Consider the following 21,612-nt stretch of genomic DNA (forward strand, 5'->3'; position numbering starts at 1 on the left):
ATCAGGCACACGGAAGCCAAGTAAACCTGACAACCGAAACAGCCAGACCCGCGCCGACAAGACGAGGGACACATGTTGCGTTGCGTGTGAAATGCGAACCAAGCTCAAATTTCACAAGAGGGCCTCTCCTGGAAACAAGCAGTTTTGCGGGGCGTGTAGCACTCTTTTGCGCTTTCGTCACCCCCAACGCAAAAAGGCCGGCGAACCGGCCTCTCAGTCTATTGGGATCGAAATGCGCTTACTTGCAGGTTTCGATCTGCTTCAAGGCCTGCGAAAGACCAGCAAGCGAATAGGAATAGTTGGTGCCGGTGCCACGCGCCGAGGTTGCCTTTACCGTCATGCTGGAGCCACCCTTCATGGCAGCAACCAAAGCCGGCTCTTCAGCGGCATTCTCCACCCAGGCTGCCTTGTCCTTTACGAACATGACAAAGTTTTTCTTGTCGATGGTCACATTCACCTTCGAATCCGCCTTCATGGTGTAACCCATCATGGCCTGCGGCTCATAGGAAATGTTCTGGCCTGGACGCTGCGAGATAATGAAGAAAATATCTCCATGATCCACACTTGCAGGCTCCTTGGTGGTCGGAACAGACAAGACATAGCATACGGTGGAATTGCCAGACTTATAGGAATATGCACCCCAGGCCTTGAATTGCTGAATGCGCGTTGGCGACGGCGCCTGCGCCGCAGCAAATGAAGTGCCAGCGAGCAAGAGTGTCGACGCGATGGCGATCTGTTTTAGAAACATTGTATCCTGCCAGTTTTCTCAAGATAGGGCCGACCGCACGGCATGGCCGGGCCTCAGGGTCGCGATCAGTTAGACTTTGACTTAATTCTGGTTACCAAACCGTCAACAGCGGGATGAAGAAAACTGCCGTCATCCGGTTTTGAGAGATCACCAAAAGGAAGAGGCGTCACATGAGAGCCGATCATCATGAAAGGCGCTCACTGCCGTCCAAGCCAGAGAAATGCGTTGATTTGCGGCAAGAATTAGGCCCACCCCATCGATCCGTGGTGCAGGCATGAGAATGTGATGGAGATCAACCCGCTGGCGCTGGCTTTAAATCCGGGTCGTCGGCCAGTGCACGATCAGCCAGTTGATAGTGATCGTCCTTGATATGCGTCTGAACCATGCGGAAAGCAGCCGCAAGCACTGCAACATCATCTGTAAAACCGACGACAGCCAGGAAATCCGGCACGATATCCAGTGGCATCACAAAATAGGCGAGCGCTGCCAGCAGAACGCCGCGCACCCGCGTCGGCGTTGCAGGGTCTGTCGCACAGTAGAAAGCAGCCACCACATCCCGACTGAAGGGAACATAGCGGGCGGCACGTTTCAATGTCGGCCAGAATTTGGATTGAACCTGTTTCGTTCGACGCTCCTGCGTCTCATCGTCACCCGGAGCCAAAATCTCGCCAATCTTCACGTCGTCCATCTGTTCCTCCGAAATTCGGGAGCGCCTCAGATATGGGGTGGCGGCAGCCGGTGTTCAATGAAATCGGGAAAACGCGCTGCTCATGGCCCTGGCAAGTTTAATATCACGCTCCGTGAGCCCACCGGAATCATGCGTCGTAAGTGTCACATCAACACGAGAATACACGTTGAACCACTCTGGATGATGATCGAGCTTCTCCGCCATCAGGGCGCACTCGGTCATGAAGGCAAACGCCTGCCGAAAATCCTTGAACCGGAACGAGCGGGCGATCGCCAAGCCGTCATCGCGCAAAGCCCATTCCGGCAGGTCGGACAAAGCTTGCGCCAATGCTTCAGCAGTCAGCTTTTCATCCCTCACTGGCAACCTCAATACGATGCAGATTCAGCAGCCAGATCATCCATTGCGTAGGATGCACCGCTCTCAGCCAGCGGAAAAATCTCTTCCGTCACGTAAGGACCGCCGCCAAACGATTCCTTGGAGGACATCAGAACGAAACGCCCCACATTGAAGCTCATCGTGTGGAAATTTCCACGTCCCGCCAGATAATGAACCACGTCGTCCAGCCGAGCATTCTTCAGTCGGGCCAAGGTTACATGCGGCGTAAACTTGCGCGGGTCCGGTGCCAAGCCAATCCGCATGCAGATACGATCAATTTCTGACTGAAGCGCCATGAGTTCTGGCGAGGGAGAAACGCCTGCCCAGATGGAGTGCGGTTTTTTCGATCCGAAGGAACCGATGCCCGTAAGGCTAAGCTGAAACTCTTCCCGGTCGATCCGGTCCAGACGGTCGACGATCTCATCGGCCGTGCGATTATCCACGTCTCCGATGAAGCGCAAGGTGAGGTGATAATTGTCGACATCGATCCATCGCGCACCAGGCAGTCCCCCTCTCAAAAGAGAGAGACTGAGCGCAGCACTGCGCGGAATTTCGAGGGCGGTGAAAAGTCTCGGCATAGCGAACCTCCTCGAATCTTATTCGGTAACAATAGCGGAACACGCATTAGGGTTCCGCGCAAGCTGCTTTTTTTGCCCTGCAAAAATCACTTGTGGGTTGGGAGGGTTTTCATAAAGCTTTCCAAGGTAGGAAGAGACCGTTCTACCATCACCGCAACCCCCTTCGCATTGGGGTGCATGCCATCTTCCAACTGCAGATTGGCTTGTGTCACAACGCCGTCCAGAAAAAACGGATAGAGCGCCACCCCATATTTCTGCGAGAGCTTGGCATACATGCCGTTAAAACGTTCGGCATAATCGCCGCCCATGTTCGGCGGGGCAATCATGCCAGCCAGCAAGACCGGGATCTTGCGTTCCTTCAGCCGCGCCAGCATGGCATCGAGATTCTTCTCCGTCTGGTCGGGTGAAACGCCGCGCAAGGCATCATTGGCACCAAGCTCCAGAATAACCGCATCTGTTCCATCTGGGATGGACCAGTCGAGGCGCGCCAGCCCGCCGGATGTGGTATCGCCCGAAACGCCCGCATTGGTGATTGCCAGATCGTATCCCTTCGCCTTCAGCGCCTTCTCAAGCTGCGCCGTGTAGGATTCGGAAGGCGCAAGCTGGTAGCCTGCCATCAGACTATCGCCAAATCCCACGATCTGAAGTGTCTTGGCCTGCACCGGAGACAGAAGTGCAACTATTGTTCCTGCAATGACAATCACGTGAAGCCAGACTGCTTTGAATTTCATCGTGCTATTCCTAGATTGGGCTCTCCTCCCTCAGGTGGCCTATTCGGCGCCAAGAGGAAGTTTCTCATTCGATATAGGATCGATTTTCGTGAGCAACACCATCATCGAGTTGAAGAAGGCGGATCTGACGCTGGGAAATGCAGCAGCTTCCGTTCACGTGCTGAAAAGCATCGACCTCAAGATTGATGAAGGTGAGGCAGTGGGGATCGTTGGCCCGTCTGGCTCTGGCAAATCGACCTTGCTCATGGTTCTTGCGGGGTTGGAGCGGCTCGATTCGGGCGAAATCCATATTCGCAACACGCCCTTGCACTCCTTGAACGAAGACCGGCTGGCCGACTTCCGTGGCAAGAATATTGGCATCGTCTTCCAGTCCTTCCACCTCATTGCCAATATGACCGCGCTTGAGAATGTCGCCGTTCCTCTCGAACTCGCCAATGTCGCAAACCCGTTCGAGATCGCCCGCAAGGAGCTGACGGCTGTTGGCCTTGGCGAGCGGCTGAATCATTATCCCGGCCAGCTTTCCGGCGGCGAGCAGCAACGTGTGGCCATCGCACGCGCTTTAGCCCCCTCACCTGCCGTTTTGATTGCCGATGAACCGACCGGAAATCTGGATACGGAAACCGGCAAGCAGATTGCTGACCTGCTTTTTTCCAAACAGATTGAGCGCAAGATGACCCTGCTGCTCGTCACGCATGACAATGCCTTGGCGGCGCGATGCTCCCGCCAAATCCGTGTTCGCTCGGGCGAAATCGCGGCGGATAGCAGGTCTGAAACCACTGCAAAGATGGCGCTGGCATGAGGTCGGCCCGCCTTCCCTCCATTTCCATAGCTTGGCGCCTGGCCCTGCGGGAGCTGCGCGGCGGTCTCTCTGGCTTCTACATTTTCCTTGCCTGTATTGCGCTTGGAACCGGCGCAATCGCCGCCGTCAATTCCGTTTCCAAAGCCATTACCGATGCGATTGCAAGCCAGGGCCAAACGCTGCTGGCGGGCGATATCCGCTTCGAGCTGAACAACCGTGAAGCCTCCGGCGAGGAGCGCGCCTTCCTCGATAGCCTGGGGCAGGTCGCAGTCTCCACCGGCCTTCGCTCCATGGCACGACTCACTGATGGTTCCGGTCAGGCGCTGGTAGAGGCAAAAGCCGTCGATGAGCTTTACCCGCTTTATGGCAAGGTCGAATCCGATCCGCAGCGCCCATTGGCCGACCTTCTCGCCAAAGAGGGTGAAAGCTATGGCGTGCTGGCCGCCCCGCTGCTTCTGGAGCGACTGGGCGTCAAGGTGGGTGATGAACTCCTTCTCGGCACGGCAAGGCTCAAGATTTCCGGCATCCTCGTCACGGAACCGGACGCCCTCTCGGAAGGCTTCGGTTTTGCACCACGCCTGTTGATGTCGCAGGATGCACTGAAAGCCTCCGGCCTCATCCAGACAGGCAGCCTTGTTGAACATGCCTACAAGATCAAGCTGAACGATCCCTCGTCCAGAAATACGCTGGGTGCCATTGCCAACAGGCAATTCCCTGCTGCTGGCTGGTCCGTTCGCACAGCAGATCGCGCCGCCCCGTCGCTGACGGAAAATGTGGATCGCTTCTCCCAGTTTCTCACACTTGTGGGGCTGACGGCTCTCATCGTCGGCGGCGTCGGTGTTGCCAATGCGGTGCGCGCCTTTCTGGATTCCAAGCGCACCACCATTGCCACCTTCAAATGTCTCGGCGCACCGGCCTTTGTCGTTACGCTGATCTACCTCTTCCAGATTCTGATGATCGGCGCGGTGGGTATTCTCATCGGCGTCGTGCTGGGTGCCATCGCGCCTTACGCAGCCTTGGGCTTCCTGCGCGACTTTCTGCCGATCGATGCCAGAGCCACCCTCTATCCGGCAGCGCTTGGGCTTGCGGCCCTGTTTGGCCTTCTCACCACTTTCGCCTTTGCCGTGCTTCCGCTTGGTCATGCGCGGGAGGTGCCGGCCACTGCCCTTTTCCGCGAACAAAGCTTCGATCAGAGCCGCTGGCCTTCCTGGCCCTATCTCCTGGCGGGCGGCATAGCGCTTGCGGCATTGGCCGGTCTTGCCATTTTTGCTGCGGAAGATCGCTATATCGCCGTTGTCTTCCTCGCCGCCGTCGCTGGTGCCTTTGTTCTGCTGCGGTTGGTGGCGGCTGGCATTGCCGCTCTTGCCCGTCGCAGCCCTCGCGTTTCCTCGCCCGCCCTTCGCCTTGCCATTGGCAATATCCACCGTCCCGGCGCTCTTACGCCCTCTGTTGTCCTGTCTCTCGGCTTGGGGCTTGCACTTCTCGTCACCCTTGCACTGATCGATGGGAATATGCGCCGCCAGTTGACCGGCGCTATGGCACAGAATGCCCCGAACTTCTTCTTTGTCGATATCCAAAGCAGTGAGAAGGATGGGGTAGTCGATACGGTCAAGCGCCTCGCCCCGGATGGAAAAATCGTCCAGGTGCCCATGCTGCGCGGGCGCATTCTGGCCTTTAACGGTCAGGATGTAAGCCAGATGAGCATTCCCCCCGCTGGCCGCTGGGTGCTGCGTGGTGATCGCGGCATCACCTATGCGCAAAACCCGCCGGAAGGTTCTGACATCGTTGAAGGCAGTTGGTGGCCGAAAGATTACAGCGGTGAGCCGCTCGTTTCCTTTTCCGAGGAAGAGGGCCGTGAGCTAGGCTTGAAGATGGGCGATACCGTCACCGTCAATGTGCTGGGTCGCAATATCACCGCCAAAATCGCAAACTTCCGCAAGGTCGAATGGCGTTCGCTTTCCATCAACTTCGTCATGGTCTTTTCGCCAAACACCTTCCGAGGTGCGCCGCATGCCTGGCTCGCGACCTTGATGGATAGCTCCGCTTCGCCTGAAAAGGAGGGCGAAATCCTCCGCGCCGTCACGACGGCCTATCCAACCGTCACCACTGTGCGTGTGAAGGATGCGCTGGATATCGCAAGCCAGCTTCTCGGCCAGTTGGCGACCGCCATTCGTGCGGCTGCAGCCGTTGCGTTGATTGCTTCCGTTCTGGTGCTGGCCGGTGCGCTTGCCTCCGGCAACCGGGCGCGCACGCATGATGCGGTCATCCTGAAGACGCTCGGCGGCACGCGCTCCATGCTCATGCGCGCCTTTTCCTACGAATATATGATCCTAGGATTGGCAACGGCCATATTTGCGCTTTTTGCGGGTGGCGTTTCCGCTTGGTTCGTCGTCAGCCGCATCATGAAAATGCCTGCCACCTTCCTGCCGGATGTCGCCATCGGCACCATTGTCGGAGCGCTCGTGCTGACCGTCGGCATAGGCCTTGCAGGAACTTGGCGCATCCTCGGACAGAAAGCGGCGCCCGTTCTTCGGGAGCTCTAGTTAACCCTTGGCCGGCATTAAATTTTTGTCACCTGCCGGATTTAAGGCTCAAACACTTGAACCATGAGGCATAACCTCGCATATTCTATGCAGGCTTGCTGAGCTTCGCAGCGGCGCCAGGGGTTTTCCCGACACCGTATTCCATCCGAAGCTTGAGAGGACAAACATATGTCTGACCGTTACAATTTCGACAACCGTGCCGTGCGCGGTGGCGTCCAGGAAGGCGCCATGATCGATCAAGGCCTTCGCAGCTACATGCTGAAGGTCTACAATCTCATGGCTCTGGGTCTGGCGATCACGGGCGTTGCGGCCTTCGCAACATGGCAACTGGCTGTTCAGGATGGCCACATCACAGCCTTTGGCGCTGCCGTTTACCAGAGCCCGCTTCGCTGGGTTGTCATGCTGGCTCCGCTTGCCATGGTGATGTTCCTGAGCTTCCGCATCAACCGCATGAGCGTGGGCGCAGCCCAAACGGCCTTCTGGGCCTACGCGGCGCTGATGGGTCTGTCCCTGTCTTCGATCTTCCTGGTCTACACGGGCCAGAGCATCGTGCAGACCTTCTTCATCACGGCGGCTTCGTTCGGCGCTCTTTCGCTGTACGGCTACACCACCAAGCGTGATCTCTCCGCCATGGGCTCGTTCCTGATCATGGGCCTCTTCGGCTTGATCATCGCATCCGTGGTCAACATCTTCCTCGCCTCGTCCGCTCTTGCTTTTGCGGTATCGGTGCTCGGCGTTCTGATCTTCGCGGGCCTCACGGCTTACGATACGCAGAAGATCAAGGAAATGTACTATGTGGGCGATGATGCGTCGGTCATGGGCCGCAAGGCAATCATGGGTGCACTGACGCTCTATCTCGACTTCATCAACCTCTTCATGTTCCTGATGCAGTTCCTGGGCAACCGTAACAACTAATCAGAACGTTCGATGATATCTATGAAAGGGCGGTCCTTAGGATCGCCCTTTTTGCATTGCGGTAAAGCAGCGGCTTTGATTAGATCAACTTAATCAAGTTGGATGAAATGCCATGACCTACCGCCTGCGCGACCTCAATAGCACTGACCTCCCCGCCATCACTGCCATCTACCGGGACAGCGTACTCAACGGCACCGCGAGCTATGAGCTGACACCGCCGGACGAGGCAGAGATGGCAGAACGTTTCAACGCAATCCGCGATAAAGGCTATCCGTGCATCGTTGTTGAAGGCGGCGCCGGAGCGGTTCTTGGCTATGCCTATGCATCCGCTTTCCGCACCCGCCCCGCCTATCGCTGGCTGGTGGAAGATTCGATCTATCTTGCCCCCGAATCGCGGGGAATGGGCTTGGGTAAACGTCTACTTAGCGAACTGATCGACCGATGCACCGCGCTTGGTTTCCGCCAGATGACAGCTGTTATTGGAGGAGCAAGTCCTGCCTCGGCACGCCTGCATGAAAGTCTCGGGTTTGAGCACGTTGGCATCCTGAGAGGCACCGGCTTCAAGCACGATCGCTGGCTGGATACTATCCTGATGCAACGGGAACTGGGTGAAGGAACATCATCAAAGCCAGATATGGCAATCTATCCAGGCAATTTATTCAAAGCCTGATACGAAACCTATTCGACCAGTTTTAGCACCTTATCAAACACTTTCAAAACCTGCGGCAGTTCATGGCCACGCTTCAACACCATGCCATGCGTGTTCAAAACACTGTATGCGCCCTGCTTGTTCGCCAGCTTGGGGTTCTTTTCGATGCGGAAAAGCGGAAACTCGCCTGATCGTTTGAAGATGGAAAAAACTGCCTTATCCTTCAGCTGATCAATGGCATAATCTTTCCATTCCCCTTCACCCACCATGCGCCCGTAGATCCTGAGGATGGCATCCAGTTCCAGGCGATGAAACATCACCGGCGGGGGCTCGTTGTTCTGTTGGCGGAACTGGTTCAACTCGACAACAACAGCACCATCTGCCTTTTGATCGGTCATGTGAGCTCCTGGGCATCATGTGACAGTTTCGTTTCAGTGTGCCTCAGGCTTGGCAAAATGCAAGCGGCACCGCGCTCAAACCGTTCATTCGAGACCAAGGTTTCGAGAGTGCGGCGAACATGTGTGAGAATTTTCTGAAAATCTATCGGATGCCCGATTTCGAACAAATCCCTGCCGGATTTCTTCGACATCTTCCACGCCATCCAGTTGGCGCCCTGCGCCAGCCGGTCCGGCCCAAGGCGTTGACCTTACCCCCAGCCCCCAACGCTTAGGGCCGGACCTCTGCCGAGGTTCTCTTGCGCCCTGCCATCAGAACTGTTGCGCCGATGATGGAAGCCGGTTCGCCGTTCGGGCCGGAAGATTGCAGCAAAATTGCGCAGCCATCCTTCTTGGAACTGCCCATGCTCTTGGCAGGCAGTGTAATATTCAGCTCCTTGCCATCCCACATGCCAACAGTCTGCACATCATAAACATTGTGCCAGTATTCCATCTGGCGCCCGCTATTGTCGCCACGTTCCACATTCACCGCTTCTTTCTTGGTGAAGTAGGCAACCACCACATCGGCCCTGCCCTCGCCCGGCGGTATGGTGATCTCCATCTCCTCGCCGTTCATGGCCGCCTTGATCGGCACGGAAAGCCCCTGCCCTTCATTGCGCAACTCATCCATCTTCCCGTTGATGGCGGTAATATCCGTGCCCTTCACATGCACCCGGCCATTGATGATAGCCTGCGGCGTATAGACACCGCTTCGTCCCATGGAATGGGCGTAGCCATATTGACGCTCAGTATTTTCCTTGGAGCTCAGCGTATCCGTCCATCCAAGATAGTTCCAGTAATCGACGTGATAGGAGAGCGCCACCACATCGCCCTGCTCCACCAGATGCTTGAGCGTTTCATCGGCAGGTGGACAGGAGGCGCAGCCCTGCGAGGTGAAGAGTTCAACCACGCCACGCGGCGAACCGATATCGCCCGCCATTCCTGCACCTGCTGGCAGAAGACAAACAGCGAGCCAGCAGAGCGGCTTGGAAATGCGCGGAACTTGGAACGACGACAGAAGCATGATGGTCTTTATCGTGTGAGGATCATTGAATTGATAGCAGCCTACCCTGTGCAGGTCATCAATCGAAAGTCACAACCGGGTGACAAATGCTGCAGATCTTCACCACCCTGTTTATTCTCAAAGAAATGCCGCCGGAGGGTAAGTCCGGCGGCACACAATTCAACAGCGAGTGATCAGGCAGCCAGATCGCGCAGAACGGTCTGCAAGATGCCGCCATTGTTGACATAAGTCACTTCGTCCAGCGTATCGATGCGGCAGAGGATCTTGATCTCCTTCACCGTTCCGTCAGCATAAGTGATCTTGGCGGTCTTCCACTCGCGCGGCTTGATCTCGCCGTCCAGGCCTTCGATGGTCACGGTCTCGTCACCCTTCAGGTCCAGCGTCTGCCAGCTGGTGCCTTCTTCGAAGACAAACGGGACAACACCCATGCCGACCAGGTTCGAGCGGTGAATACGCTCGAAGGACTGGGCGATGACAGCCCGTACGCCAAGCAGGTTCGTGCCCTTGGCAGCCCAGTCACGCGAGGAACCGTTGCCATATTCCACGCCTGCGAAGATAACCAGCGGCGTGCCTTCAGCCTTGTACTTCATGGCCGCGTCGTAAATCGACATCTCTTCCTTGGACGGATAGTGGACGGTGTAGCCGCCTTCCTTACCGTTCGGGCCGAGCATGAAGTTGCGGATGCGGATGTTGGCGAAGGTGCCGCGCATCATCACTTCATGGTTGCCACGGCGCGTACCGTACTGGTTGAAGTCTGCAACGGAAACGCCGTTTCCAAGCAGGTAGGCACCGGCCGGAGACTGTGCCTTGATCGAACCGGCCGGAGAAATATGGTCGGTGGTGATCTTGTCGCCGAAGAGACCCAGAACACGTGCGTTGACAATGTTCTCGGTGCCAAGGCCAGCCTGCTTCGGCATACCCACGAAGTAAGGCGGGTTCTGCACGTAGGTGGACTGGTCGTCCCAGGCGTAGGTCTGACCTTCTGGAACCTGAACAGCCTGCCAGTTGGCATCACCCTTGAATACGTCCGCATACTTCGTCTCGAAGAGTTCGCGGGTTACGTATTTCTGGATGAACTCCTGAACTTCTGCCGAAGTCGGCCAGATGTCCTTGAGGTAGACCGGGTTGCCGTCACGATCTTCGCCAAGCGGCTCGGTCGTCAGGTCCTTCTGGACTGTACCAGCCAGAGCGTAAGCAACGACGAGCGGCGGGGAGGCCAGGTAGTTCGCCTGAACGTCTGGCGAGATACGGCCTTCGAAGTTACGGTTGCCAGAGAGAACGCCAGCGGCAATCACGCCCTTGTCGTTGATCGTCTTGGAGATCGGTGCCGGCAGAGGACCGGAGTTACCAATGCAGGTGGTGCAGCCGAAACCGACGAGGTTGAAGCCGAGCGCATCCAGTTCCTTCTGCAGACCGGACTTCTCCAGATATTCACCAACAACCTGAGATCCCGGTGCCAGCGAGGTCTTGACCCAAGGCTTGGACTTCAAGCCCTTGGCAACAGCGTTACGCGCCAGAAGACCAGCTGCGATCAAAACGCTCGGGTTGGACGTGTTGGTGCAGGAGGTGATGGCAGCAATGGCAACATCGCCATGGCCGAGATCAAAATCCGTGCCTTCAACCGCCCAACGGGTGTTGAGCTGACCTGGCTTCTTGTAATCGCCTTCAAGAGCGGTTGCGAAGTTCGGAGCAATGGTTTCGAGCGGCAGACGGCCTTCCGGACGCTTCGGGCCAGCCATGGACGGCACAACGTCGCCAAGGTCGAGTTCCAGCGTATCGGTGAAGACCAGATCGGAACCGTCGCCTTCGCGCCACATGCCTTGCGCCTTGGAATAGGCTTCCACGAGAGCAATGCGGTCCTTGGTGCGGCCAGACATGTCGAGGTAACCCACAGTGGCGTTGTCGACCGGGAAGAAGCCGCAGGTCGCGCCGTATTCAGGGCCCATGTTGCCGATGGTTGCACGGTCTGCCACTGGCAGTGTGTCGAGGCCCGTGCCGAAGAATTCGACGAACTTGGAAACGACGCCCTTCTTGCGCAGCATCTGAACGACCGTCAGAACGAGGTCGGTCGCGGTGACGCCTTCCTTCAGCGTGCCGGTCAGCTTGAAGCCGATAACTTCAGGCAGAAGCATGGAAACCGGCTGGCCCAGCATGGCCGCTTCGGCTTCGATACCGCCAACGCCCCAGCCAAGAACGCCAAGACCGTTGATCATGGTCGTGTGCGAATCGGTGCCGACGCATGTGTCAGGATAAGCGATGGTTTCGCCGTCTTCTTCCTTCGTCCAGACTGTCTGGCCCAGATATTCGAAGTTCACCTGGTGACAGATACCCGTGCCTGGAGGAACGACGCGGAAGTTCTTGAACGCCTGCTGGCCCCACTTCAGGAAGCGGTAGCGCTCGCCGTTGCGCTCATATTCCAGCTCAACGTTGCGGGCAAATGCGTTCGGGTTGCCGAATTCATCGACGATGACCGAGTGGTCAATGACGAGATCGACAGGCACCAGCGGGTTGATCTTTTCAGGATCACCGCCGAGAGCCTTGATGCCATCGCGCATGGCAGCGAGGTCAACAACAGCCGGAACGCCTGTGAAATCCTGCATCAAAACGCGGGCCGGACGGTAAGCGATTTCGTTCTCGACCTTGCCCTTGTTGCTCAGCCACTGGGCAACAGAGAGAATGTGTTCCTTGGTAACGGACTTGCCGTCTTCGAAGCGCAGCAGGTTTTCCAGAAGAACCTTCATGGAAAACGGCAGTTTGGAAACGCCCGGCAGGCCGTTGGCCTCAGCCTTTGGAAGGCTGTAATAAACGTAATCCTTGCCACCGACGGTCAGGACTGACCGACAATTGAAGCTGTCGAGAGATTTGGTCACGGAAAAAACCCCGCTGATATTAAGAGCCAACACGCGCGTGCGGACGCCTATGCACTTCATGCACATCAGGATGCGGGTACGACCATTTCCGCTGTCCGCACGAGAAGACGAATCCTCAGGTCCGGCGCAAAGTGAAAATCACGCCGGCCGCTGGCGTGGTTGCGAAGCTTATAGATAATTTCTAAGAAGTGTTCCAGACCGAGAAGGGTCATCGGCACGATTTTTTTAAAATTGCCGCGCAACCGAGTGAACAAGGGATTAACCCATGCGGCTTGCCGCCGAAAACCTGTCTGCGCATCGTGGCGAGGATCTGATATTCTCCAATATTTCCTTTGAGTTGGCGGGCGGCAGTGCGCTCCTGCTGACGGGCCGCAATGGATCAGGCAAATCCACGCTTCTGAAGGTGGCGGCAGGCCTTCTCAAACCGGCCTCCGGCGACATTTTGTTCTGGTACGATACAACCCGCAAAGCCCCGCGGCTGTCGGAAGCAGCCCATTATCTCGGCCATCGCAACGCCATGAAGCCGGAGCTTTCTGTTCGCGAGAATCTTTCCTTCTGGAAAGATTTTTTCCGCGATCACGAAGGCGGACAAGGGCTTTCCATCGTAGACGCCGCAGCTGCGGTTGAGCTCGAAACGGTACTTCACCTACCTTTTGGCTATCTTTCCGCCGGGCAACAGCGCCGCATGGCCTTTGCCAAGCTGCTTGTCGCCTATCGCCCGGTCTGGATCGTAGACGAACCAACGGCAGCGCTGGACACAAGCGCCGAATCCTTGCTGTCCAGCCTCATGCAGGAACACCAGAAGGCTGGCGGCATGATCCTTGCAGCTACTCATCAGCCGCTGGAGCTTTTGAACGTCACACGACTGGAAATGAGGGGTTTCGAGTTTGCAGCGCAGGAGTTTGCCCCATGATCGCGCTCCTTCTTCGTGACCTGAAGCTCTCGGTTCGGGCCGGTGGCGGCGCCCTCATCGGCATTCTGTTTTTCCTCACGGTGGTGGCGGTCATCCCATTCGGTGTCGGGCCGGATTTGAACCTTCTTGCAAGAATAGGTCCGGCCATCGTCTGGATCGGGGCGTTGCTGGCAGCGCTGCTGGGTCTCGACCGGATGTTTCAGGCCGATCGTGAAGATGGCTCGCTGGATCTACTTTTGATGCAGGAGCATCCGCTGGTGCTCACGGTTCTGGTGAAATGCCTCGCCCACTGGTTGGCCAATGTTCTGCCGCTCGTCATTGCCTCGCCGCTGCTTGGCCTGTTTATGAACATGAGCGAGGTTGCCATTGGCGCGGTGATGTTGACGCTGCTGGTCGGTTCGCCAGCGCTCGCCTTCATCGGAGCGGTGGGTGCGGCCGTTGCGGTCACGCTTCCCCGTGGTGGTTTGCTTGTGTCCATTCTGGTGCTGCCGCTTACCATCCCCGTGCTGATATTCGGTGTCAGCGCATCTTACGCGGCGGTAGAAGATCCCGCCCCCTTTTTTCCACCCTTTCTAATCCTCACAGCCATCACGATGTTTTTTGCCGTCATCGGTCCGCTCGGTGCTGCACTGGCGTTGCGCAATGCCGGAGATTGACTAGAATCAACTTGGGAGAGGGCCTTTTGCCCTAGAAGGACCGCATGAACGAAAGCCTTGCCATTCGCAAATTCAGCGATCTCGCCAACCCGACGCGGTTTCTAGCCCTTGCGGCTCGGCTGCTGCCGTGGCTTGCTGGTCTAACGGCGGTTCTCTTCGCGGTCGGTCTTTATCTCTCCTTCACCACGGAGGGGGATTACCAGCAGGGCGATACCGTTCGCATCATGTATATCCATGTGCCTGCCGCCTGGCTTTCCATGATGTGCTATTCAGTCATGGCGCTTTCCGCCATCGGCACGCTGGTCTGGCGGCATCCGCTCGCCGATGTCAGCCACAAGGCCGCGGCACCGCTCGGCGCTGGCTTCACACTCATTGCGCTGATCACCGGCTCCCTCTGGGGCAAGCCCATGTGGGGCACATGGTGGGTATGGGATGCGCGGCTCACTTCGGTCTTCGTACTGTTCCTGATGTATCTCGGCATCATCGCGCTCAACCGCGCCATGGACGATCCTTCAAAGGCGGCCCGTGTTTCCGCCGTGCTGATCCTCATCGGTTTCGTGAATATCCCGATCATCAAGTTCTCGGTGGAGTGGTGGAACACGCTGCATCAGCCCGCCAGCGTGATCCGCATGGGCGGTTCGGCCATCGATGCGGAATTCCTCCGCCCGCTTTTGGTCATGGCAGCGGCCTACACGCTTCTGTTTTTCACGCTGCACATCATGGCGATGCGCAACGAAATCTGGCGTCGCCGCATTTCAACGCAGCGGCGCATGGCTGCCCGAATGGCAAGCCGGGAAAGCTGATCTCATGAGCCACGCCTTCTACATTTTCACATCTTACGGGGTGACTGCCCTCATCACGCTCTGTCTCATCGGGTGGACGCTGGCCGATGGCCGTGCGCGCCGCCGGGAATTGCAGGAACTGGAATCTTCCGGCATTCGCCGCCGCTCCGCCCAACCGAATTCGGAAGCAACAAAGCCATGAGCAAGGTCGAACGATCAGAGCCGGTGGCTCAAAAGCGGGGCCTCAGCCGCTATGCGCTGGCGCTCATTCCGCTTGCGGTTTTCGTTGGTTTTGCCGGTATCGCTGGCAAGATGCTGTATGATCAGGATGTGAATGGCCGCGATATTTCCGCTATTCCCTCAGCGCTGATCGGCAAACATGCGCCATCGCTCAATCTGTCACCGCTGGAAGGCTCGGATAAACCGGCGCTCACGGATGCGGCGATTAAAGGCAAGCTGACGCTGGTTAACGTGTTTGCCTCCTGGTGCGTGCCGTGCCGTCAGGAGCATCCGCTCCTCAAGGAACTGGCGAAGGACAGCCGTATCAGCCTCGTCGGCATCAATTACAAGGATCGCAACGACAATGCGCTGCGCTTCCTGGGAGAACTTGGCAATCCTTATCAGGCGATTGGTGTGGACCCGAAGGGACAGGCCGCTATCGACTGGGGTGTCTATGGCATTCCGGAAAGCTATCTGGTCGGCGCGGACGGGACAATTCTGTACAAGCGCGTCGGCCCCTTCGATCAGCGTAGCGTGACACAGGAACTGCTGCCCGCCATCGAAAAGGCGACGGGCAAGGCAGCCTCCTGAACCATTACAGCGCGCCCTGCCAAGCCCTGACCGCATCCAGCGGATAGACGAGCATCAGCACGTTGAGCGTCAGATTATCACGAATCAGCCAGCCGGTGAAAATCTCGAACAAAATTGCGACGATCAACGTCAGCCAGATTGGTGCGCGGGCGGCAAACAGAAAGCCGAGCGCCATGAACACCGTGTCCATGGCCGAGTTCAGAATGCTGTCACCCTCATAGCCAATGGCCATGGTGGCTGAGCGGTAGCGATCGATAATAATCGGTGAGTTTTCCAGAAGCTCCCAGGCCGCTTCGATGAAGACTGCGAGGCTGAGGCGTTTGGCAAACGAGGCTTTGCGCAAAAGCACCCAGGCCAGTCCATAGAACAGGAAGCCGTGGATGATGTGCGATGGCGTGTACCAATCCGCCAGATGCTGCGAATTTCCGGGCGTATTCACACCCGGTTCGAACAGCTTCACGTATCCGCAAGTGCATATCCACACCCGGCCCATGAAGTGTTCCGCCAGCACCTGCACTGCCAGCAGAATGAGGGCGACGGCGAACCAGTAATGCTGGCTGCTGCGAGATGGAGAGGACACGTTGGCAAGGCTCATGGCTTCTTGCTCGCATCCTGTTCAATCGAATGCTTCATGATAAGCGGCATCTGGGCGAGCGTGAAGGCGATGGTGATGGGCATGGTGCCCCAGACTTTGAAGTTTACCCAGGTCGCATCGGAGAAATTACGCCACACAACTTCGTTGAGGATGGCGAGGAATAGGAAGAACACGCCCCAGCGGAGGGTGAGCTTCTGCCAGCCTTCCGGTGTGAGCTGGAAGGCTGCGTTGAACACATAGCCGAGCAGAGACTTCCCGAAGAACAGCCCGACAAGCAGCGTAACGCCAAACAGCGTGTTCACGATGGTCGGCTTCATCTTGATGAAGGTTTCATCCTGCAGCCAGATGGAGAGCCCACCGAAAATGACGACAACCACACCAGACACGAAGGGCATGACAGGCAGATGCTTGAAGACGATCTTCGAGACAATCAGCGAAATCACCGTCGCCGCCATGAACAGTCCCGTTGCCACCAGCAGCGGCCCGCCCAGCGTGGAGAGAACCGGAAATTTTGAAACGAGCCATTCGCCCCGCAGATTGGCGAAGAAGAAGACCAGCAGCGGCCCAAGCTCCAGGGCAAGCTTCAGCCCCGGATGTTCCTTTTCCTGCCGGTTTGGAGTGGTATCGCTGTCAAAGCTCTGCATGAACGTGGTTCTCGATATCGTCTTCGGATGAGAAAATTTAACGCGGTCTCTGTGGCATCAATGGGCCACACCGGCAATGGCATGGGCGAAATCTTCAGCCTCAAAAGGTTCGAGATCGTCAATGCCTTCACCGACACCGATGAAATAGACAGGCAGCTTGTGCTTGGCGGCAATGGCAACGAGAATACCGCCGCGTGCCGTGCCATCCAGCTTGGTCATGATGAGGCCGCTGACACCCGCTACGTTGCGGAAGATTTCCACTTGGTTCATGGCGTTCTGGCCGGTCGTTGCATCCAGCGTTTGCAACACGGTGTGCGGCGCTTCGGGGTCAAGCTTGCCGAGAACGCGCACGATCTTTTCCAGCTCGGACATCAGCTCGGCCTTGTTTTGCAGACGGCCTGCCGTATCGATGATGAGAACATCCGATTTGCGCGCTTTGGCCTGCTCGAAAGCATCGTAGGCCAGACCTGCGGCATCTGCTCCCAGTTTGGTGCCGATGAAATCCGAGCCTGTGCGGTCTGCCCAGATCTTCAACTGCTCGATGGCAGCGGCACGGAAGGTATCGCCTGCCGCCAGCATGACCTTGAGGCCAGAGCCGGAAAGCTTTGCCGCCAGTTTGCCGATGGTGGTGGTTTTGCCCGTGCCGTTGACGCCGACGACGAGAATGACATGCGGCTTATGGGAAAGATCAAGCTCCAGCGGCTTGGCGACTGGTGCCAGAACCTTGGTAATTTCCGCCGACATGATGCGCGAGACATCCTCACCCGTCACGTCCTTGCCGTAGCGTTCGGATGAAAGCGTATCGGCAATGCGCATGGCCGTTTCGACGCCAAGATCTGCCTGAATGAGCAGGTCTTCCAGCTCTTCCAGTGTGGCTTCATCCAGCTTGCGCTTGGTGAACAGCGCCGTGATCTGGCCCGTTAGCTGGGCAGAGGTGCGCGACAGGCCCTGCCGCAAGCGCTGGAACCACGAGAGCTTGACCTCTGGTGCTGCTTCGACGGGGATGACCTCCTTGCGGGTGGCGAAGCCTTTGGGGAGCGTTGGTTCGGCGGGAACTGTGGGTGTTGCCTCACCCCCCTCTGGTCTGCCTGTGTCCAGGGTCGAGCCACTCGTCTCGCCCCGTCCTTCGGACCCCACCTCAAGGGGGGGGATCGATTCCGAGCTTCTGTTTTGCTCTACATCTCCCGCTTCAAATGATTTTACCTCGTTTGAACGCGGCGCAACGATTGGAGCCTCAGCAAGAGGATGTTCACGTTGCAACGAGTCGATCTCCCCCCTTGAGGGGGAGATGTCCGGCAGGACAGAGGGGGGTGTACCTTGGCCAGCAACAGGGGCGTCACTTGCGACACCATCAACCTCAGCCTCCGCTTCCGCCTGCAGCAAAGACAGCGGCACCATGCCCAATTCACCGGGCATTTCGCCGGAAGGGATCAGCTCCGGCTCGACAACTTCATCATCATCGGAAGGACCGCCTGCCGTTTCCATCTCTGCCCCGGCAACGGGATCGACAGGTGAGAGAGGAAGATCCTCCTCACGCGCATGCGGTTCGATTTCAGAGGCGAGTGCAGCCTTGTCTTCCGCTGAAAGTTCCGCTTCCGGGGAAGCGGCATCGGCAGGTGTCTTGTCCTTGCCGAAGGTGAAGACTTTTTTGATGAAACCCAGCGCCATGAATGATCCGTTCCGTCACGCCGCTTCAGCAGCGTTGACTTGCATTGTCAGATGTTTGCCGTTGTGGCCCGTAATCGTGACCGAGACCATATCGCGTGGCCTCAGATCCGGCGCTGCCACCAGCGAAAAGTTTTCCGTATGTCCGTAGCCGCTCATTTCCACCAAAATGGTCTGCTGCGTGCCGACCATGCGGGAGAGATGCGTATTCAGCAGTTCCTCACCGCGAACGCGCAAGCGCGCGGCCCGTTCCTTTACCAGCGCCCGATCCAGTTGCGGCATACGAGCCGCAGGCGTGCCGGGACGTGGGCTATAGGGAAAGACATGCAGGAAGGAAAGCCCGCACGCTTCTGCGTGGGCAAGCGCGTTGGTGAACATCTCCTCCGTTTCCGTCGGGAAGCCCGCAATCATATCCGCACCGAATGTCACTTCCGGGCGAAGACGGCGCACCTGCTCCACGAAGGCCAGTGCATCCGCGCTGGAATGCCGCCGCTTCATGCGCTTTAGAATCATGTCATCGCCATGCTGCAAGGAGAGATGCAGATGTGGCATGAAGCGCGGTTCATCGGCCAGAAGATCGAACAGATGGCTATCTGCCTCGATGCTATCGATGGAGGAAAGCCGCAAACGGCGGATATCCGGCACCTGTTTGAGCAGTGTTTTGGCGAGCAGACCGAGCGTCGGCGTCCCGGGCAGGTCAGCACCATAGCTTGTGGCATCCACCCCCGTCAGCACAATCTCTCGATAGCCTTCCGCCACCAGCTTGCGGGCCTGATCGACCACGGCACCCATGGGAACCGAGCGGGAATTGCCGCGACCGTAAGGAATGATGCAGAAAGTGCAGCGGTGGTCACAGCCGTTCTGCACCTGAATGAACGCCCGCACATGCCCATCAATGTGCTTGACCATTTGGGGGGCAGTGGCCTTCACGCTCATGATATCGTTGACGCGAAGCTTCTCTTCCGCCGCGACGCCAAAATCCGGCAGCGCCCGGTAAGAGGTGCTTTTCAGCTTTTCCTCATTGCCAAGAACGGCATCCACTTCCGGCATTTCGCCAAAGGTGGCGGCTTCTGTCTGGGCAGCGCAGCCGGTGACGATGATCCGCGCATGAGGGTTTTGCCGCCGCGCACGGCGAATGGCCTGACGCGCCTGCCGCACCGCTTCGCCCGTGACGGCGCAGGTGTTGACCAGGATGGCATTGTTCAAGCCAGCTTTTTCCGCCTCTGACCGCATGACTTCGGATTCGTAAGTGTTGAGACGGCAACCGAAGGTGATGACTTCGACACCGCTCACTGGGCCTGCACCTCAGCGGCTTCATCGCGCTCGAAGGATCCCCAAAGCGGATCGAGACGGCCAGACCACTCCCATTCCGCCGGTCCTGTCATGATGACATGATCATCCTGCCGCCATTCAATGGAGAGCTTGCCGCGATTGGGGCTTGAGGCCACGATGATATCCACCTTGCGCTCCGTGCGACCCGTGCGGGCACCGGAAACGCCGGCGGAACAGGCAGCGGAACCGCAGGCCAGCGTAAGGCCAGCGCCACGCTCCCAAGTGCGGGTGACCATTTCATTGCGCGAGGTGACATGCGCCAGCGTTATATTGGCCTTTTCCGGGAACATCGGGTGATTTTCGAGAAGGGGACCGAAACGCTCCAGCTCGAAGGACATCGGATCGCGATCCACCCAGAAAATGGCGTGCGGATTGCCCATGGACATGACGGAGGGCGAATGCAGGATCGGCTGATCGATCGGGCCGATTTGCAGCTCGATGCGGCTGGTATCGAAGAATTCTTCCGAAAGAGGGATCCTGTCCCACTCAAAAACCGGCTTGCCCATATCGACGGAAATGGTGCCATCGGCATGTTCTTCCGCGTTCAAAATGCCAGCCAGCGTCTGGAAGGTGAAAAGCTTGCGGCCTGTTTCCGCAGAAAGCGCCTGCACCACGCAGCGCGTGCCATTGCCGCAAGCCTGCGCCCGCGTGCCATCGCAATTGACAATATCGATATAGGCATCCGTGCCAGAAAGCTTCGGATCATGGATCGCCATGATCTGATCGAAATTGGTGGCCGGATCGGCGGCAAGGGCAATGGCGGCTTCAGGTGTCACGCGGTCGGTGCGGCCACGCATATCGACAACCAGAATCTTGTTGCCAAGCCCGTTCATCTTCGCGAATTCGACCACTGCACTCATTGACGCCACCTTGCCTTGCAGGAAAGCCTGCACCTTCGGTCCTAAAGCGCGTCGCGATCTCTCAGATTCGCTCTCCACGCTTTAAGTTTTTGTTTTATCGCATGTTGTTAGCGCAAAACCGCTGCACACTTTTGCGCAACATGCTTTATATGGCGGAAAATGGCGGCTGTTTCCAGTATAGTGCGGGCCTGATCTGTGCCCAAACGCCAATATTCACGCGGCGTTTCAGCCCGTGCTGTGGTGCTTGTTCGGCCGGGGCGCGAAAAGCTGCCTCGTATGGTAGTTAGTAAGTGACACCTCTCAGCGCCCCGTTCAGCGGTTTATGCACGCGACTCCAGTCTCTCTGCCTAGAAGAATGAGCTTTAGCTTTTGACCGCCGCCTGACCGGAAAACCAGTCGGACCCAGACGGCGAAGCTTTCCCTCACCCTTCCCCATGTGTGCCGCACAGGCACGCCCGGCGCGCTCCTTCGGAGATGAAGAGACAGGCTGACGTCCGACGCCTGACCGCTTCCCCCGTTGTCGCCAGAGGGAGACCATTTTCCGCGCACCCGGACATGAGAGTTTTGCGTCTTGCCTCTCACACCCGCGCCGGCCCCGCATCGCCAGCACGCCTGCTGGTGTAACCGTTGCGGAACGGGCAAATTGAAACACAGGTTTTGAGCGTGGTGTATGGAAAAACGCTAAGTGATTGATGGGGTTGGCGTGAGGATGGCGGACGTGCGCGGCGGGAGAGCGTGATTGCATGCGCATCCACGGAAAAAATCCCTCACATCTTGCAGTGGATGCCACAACCGCAGTGACATAACGTGGTTGTGGGACCGGCTTGAACGGGTCTGTCCTGGGGCGTAGAAAACCCCTCCAACGACGGCTGGCATCCACCGCATGAGATGCCCTCTCAGCCATTCTTTGGTGGCTGAGTGCGTGAGCTTGTCTTATAAGCTCTCCACCTTCTATGGCTGGGGAGGCCCTGACGTATGTCCAAGGTGCTTGCACCTAAAGG

The 21,612-nt window shown here is 57.6% G+C and carries 22 protein-coding genes; 9 read left to right on the top strand and 13 right to left on the bottom strand.

Going from position 1 to position 21,612, the window contains the following annotated elements:
* Positions 1–238: 238 nt before the first annotated feature.
* The 5 genes from AC0JZ1_RS19080 to AC0JZ1_RS19100 form a co-directional block, all read right to left on the bottom strand.
* A complete protein-coding gene (locus tag AC0JZ1_RS19080) occupies positions 239–748 on the bottom strand; it encodes an invasion associated locus B family protein (RefSeq protein WP_471884021.1) in 510 nt (169 codons plus the stop codon).
* 292 nt (positions 749–1,040) lie between these two features.
* The gene (locus tag AC0JZ1_RS19085; RefSeq protein ID WP_471884022.1) at positions 1,041–1,436 is read right to left on the bottom strand and encodes a YkvA family protein; all 396 of its coding nucleotides are present in this window, start codon (positions 1,434–1,436) and stop codon (positions 1,041–1,043) included.
* A 54-nt stretch (positions 1,437–1,490) separates the two neighbouring features.
* Complete coding sequence (locus tag AC0JZ1_RS19090; RefSeq protein ID WP_471884023.1) at positions 1,491–1,793, bottom strand: 4a-hydroxytetrahydrobiopterin dehydratase; 303 nt, start codon at positions 1,791–1,793, stop codon at positions 1,491–1,493.
* An 8-nt stretch (positions 1,794–1,801) separates the two neighbouring features.
* The gene (gene thpR / locus AC0JZ1_RS19095) at positions 1,802–2,389 is read right to left on the bottom strand and encodes an RNA 2',3'-cyclic phosphodiesterase (RefSeq protein WP_471884024.1); all 588 of its coding nucleotides are present in this window, start codon (positions 2,387–2,389) and stop codon (positions 1,802–1,804) included.
* Positions 2,390–2,475: 86 nt separating this feature from the next.
* Complete coding sequence (locus AC0JZ1_RS19100) at positions 2,476–3,120, bottom strand: arylesterase (protein ID WP_471884025.1); 645 nt, start codon at positions 3,118–3,120, stop codon at positions 2,476–2,478.
* A gap of 88 nt (positions 3,121–3,208) precedes the next feature.
* Between AC0JZ1_RS19100 and AC0JZ1_RS19105 the strand changes: the two genes are divergently transcribed.
* The 4 genes from AC0JZ1_RS19105 (at position 3,209) to AC0JZ1_RS19120 (ending at position 8,047) form a co-directional block, all read left to right on the top strand.
* On the top strand, positions 3,209–3,919 hold the full coding sequence (locus AC0JZ1_RS19105; protein WP_471884026.1) for an ABC transporter ATP-binding protein: 711 nt from the start codon (positions 3,209–3,211) through the stop codon (positions 3,917–3,919).
* Positions 3,916–6,462, top strand: a complete 2,547-nt coding sequence (locus AC0JZ1_RS19110; protein WP_471884027.1) for an ABC transporter permease — start codon at positions 3,916–3,918, stop codon at positions 6,460–6,462. Before AC0JZ1_RS19105 ends, AC0JZ1_RS19110 begins: the two co-directional genes overlap by 4 nt.
* 168 nt (positions 6,463–6,630) lie before the next feature.
* Positions 6,631–7,377 carry a Bax inhibitor-1/YccA family protein gene (locus tag AC0JZ1_RS19115; protein WP_471884028.1) on the top strand — a complete coding sequence of 249 codons (747 nt, stop codon included), beginning with the start codon at positions 6,631–6,633 and terminating at the stop codon, positions 7,375–7,377.
* A gap of 112 nt (positions 7,378–7,489) precedes the next feature.
* Complete coding sequence (locus AC0JZ1_RS19120) at positions 7,490–8,047, top strand: GNAT family N-acetyltransferase (RefSeq protein ID WP_471884029.1); 558 nt, start codon at positions 7,490–7,492, stop codon at positions 8,045–8,047.
* 8 nt (positions 8,048–8,055) lie between these two features.
* Here AC0JZ1_RS19120 and AC0JZ1_RS19125 read toward each other — a convergent pair whose 3' ends face one another.
* The 3 genes from AC0JZ1_RS19125 to acnA form a co-directional block, all read right to left on the bottom strand.
* Positions 8,056–8,424: a DUF2794 domain-containing protein gene (locus AC0JZ1_RS19125; RefSeq protein ID WP_471884030.1), complete on the bottom strand. Its 369-nt coding sequence runs from the start codon at positions 8,422–8,424 to the stop codon at positions 8,056–8,058.
* A 268-nt stretch (positions 8,425–8,692) separates the two neighbouring features.
* Positions 8,693–9,400: a DUF1223 domain-containing protein gene (locus AC0JZ1_RS19130; protein WP_471884186.1), complete on the bottom strand. Its 708-nt coding sequence runs from the start codon at positions 9,398–9,400 to the stop codon at positions 8,693–8,695.
* Between the two features lie 257 nt (positions 9,401–9,657).
* The gene (gene acnA, locus AC0JZ1_RS19135) at positions 9,658–12,354 is read right to left on the bottom strand and encodes an aconitate hydratase AcnA (RefSeq protein ID WP_471884031.1); all 2,697 of its coding nucleotides are present in this window, start codon (positions 12,352–12,354) and stop codon (positions 9,658–9,660) included.
* Positions 12,355–12,619: 265 nt separating this feature from the next.
* Between acnA and ccmA the strand changes: the two genes are divergently transcribed.
* The 5 genes from ccmA to AC0JZ1_RS19160 are packed head-to-tail and all read left to right on the top strand — an operon-like array spanning position 12,620 to position 15,515.
* Entirely contained in the window at positions 12,620–13,267 is a 648-nt protein-coding gene (gene ccmA, locus AC0JZ1_RS19140; protein ID WP_471884032.1) for a heme ABC exporter ATP-binding protein CcmA, read from the top strand.
* Complete coding sequence (gene ccmB / locus AC0JZ1_RS19145; RefSeq protein WP_471884033.1) at positions 13,264–13,923, top strand: heme exporter protein CcmB; 660 nt, start codon at positions 13,264–13,266, stop codon at positions 13,921–13,923. The genes ccmA and ccmB overlap by 4 nt, the downstream gene beginning before the upstream one ends.
* Positions 13,924–13,967: 44 nt before the next feature.
* Entirely contained in the window at positions 13,968–14,726 is a 759-nt protein-coding gene (locus tag AC0JZ1_RS19150; protein ID WP_471884034.1) for a heme ABC transporter permease, read from the top strand.
* Positions 14,727–14,730: 4 nt separating this feature from the next.
* Positions 14,731–14,907, top strand: a complete 177-nt coding sequence (ccmD, locus tag AC0JZ1_RS19155) for a heme exporter protein CcmD (RefSeq protein WP_471884035.1) — start codon at positions 14,731–14,733, stop codon at positions 14,905–14,907.
* Positions 14,904–15,515 carry a DsbE family thiol:disulfide interchange protein gene (locus AC0JZ1_RS19160; RefSeq protein ID WP_471884036.1) on the top strand — a complete coding sequence of 204 codons (612 nt, stop codon included), beginning with the start codon at positions 14,904–14,906 and terminating at the stop codon, positions 15,513–15,515. The genes ccmD and AC0JZ1_RS19160 overlap by 4 nt, the downstream gene beginning before the upstream one ends.
* Before the next feature lie 4 nt (positions 15,516–15,519).
* Here the strand turns inward: AC0JZ1_RS19160 and AC0JZ1_RS19165 are convergent, their stop codons facing one another.
* Genes AC0JZ1_RS19165 through dapF form a run of 5 tightly spaced genes read right to left on the bottom strand, consistent with a single transcriptional unit; the run spans position 15,520 to position 20,611 of the window.
* The gene (locus tag AC0JZ1_RS19165) at positions 15,520–16,110 is read right to left on the bottom strand and encodes a DUF2585 domain-containing protein (RefSeq protein WP_471884037.1); all 591 of its coding nucleotides are present in this window, start codon (positions 16,108–16,110) and stop codon (positions 15,520–15,522) included.
* Positions 16,107–16,754 (bottom strand): septation protein A, encoded by a 648-nt coding sequence (locus tag AC0JZ1_RS19170; protein WP_471884038.1) that lies wholly within the window; start codon positions 16,752–16,754, stop codon positions 16,107–16,109. Before AC0JZ1_RS19170 ends, AC0JZ1_RS19165 begins: the two co-directional genes overlap by 4 nt.
* A 57-nt stretch (positions 16,755–16,811) precedes the next feature.
* Positions 16,812–18,422, bottom strand: a complete 1,611-nt coding sequence (ftsY, locus tag AC0JZ1_RS19175; protein ID WP_471884039.1) for a signal recognition particle-docking protein FtsY — start codon at positions 18,420–18,422, stop codon at positions 16,812–16,814.
* Between the two features lie 15 nt (positions 18,423–18,437).
* A complete protein-coding gene (mtaB, locus tag AC0JZ1_RS19180) occupies positions 18,438–19,712 on the bottom strand; it encodes a tRNA (N(6)-L-threonylcarbamoyladenosine(37)-C(2))-methylthiotransferase MtaB (protein WP_471884040.1) in 1,275 nt (424 codons plus the stop codon).
* A complete protein-coding gene (gene dapF, locus AC0JZ1_RS19185) occupies positions 19,709–20,611 on the bottom strand; it encodes a diaminopimelate epimerase (RefSeq protein ID WP_471884041.1) in 903 nt (300 codons plus the stop codon). Before dapF ends, mtaB begins: the two co-directional genes overlap by 4 nt.
* Between the last annotated feature and the right edge of the window lie 1,001 nt (positions 20,612–21,612).

The sequence above is a fragment of the Affinirhizobium capsici genome (assembly GCF_977018625.1).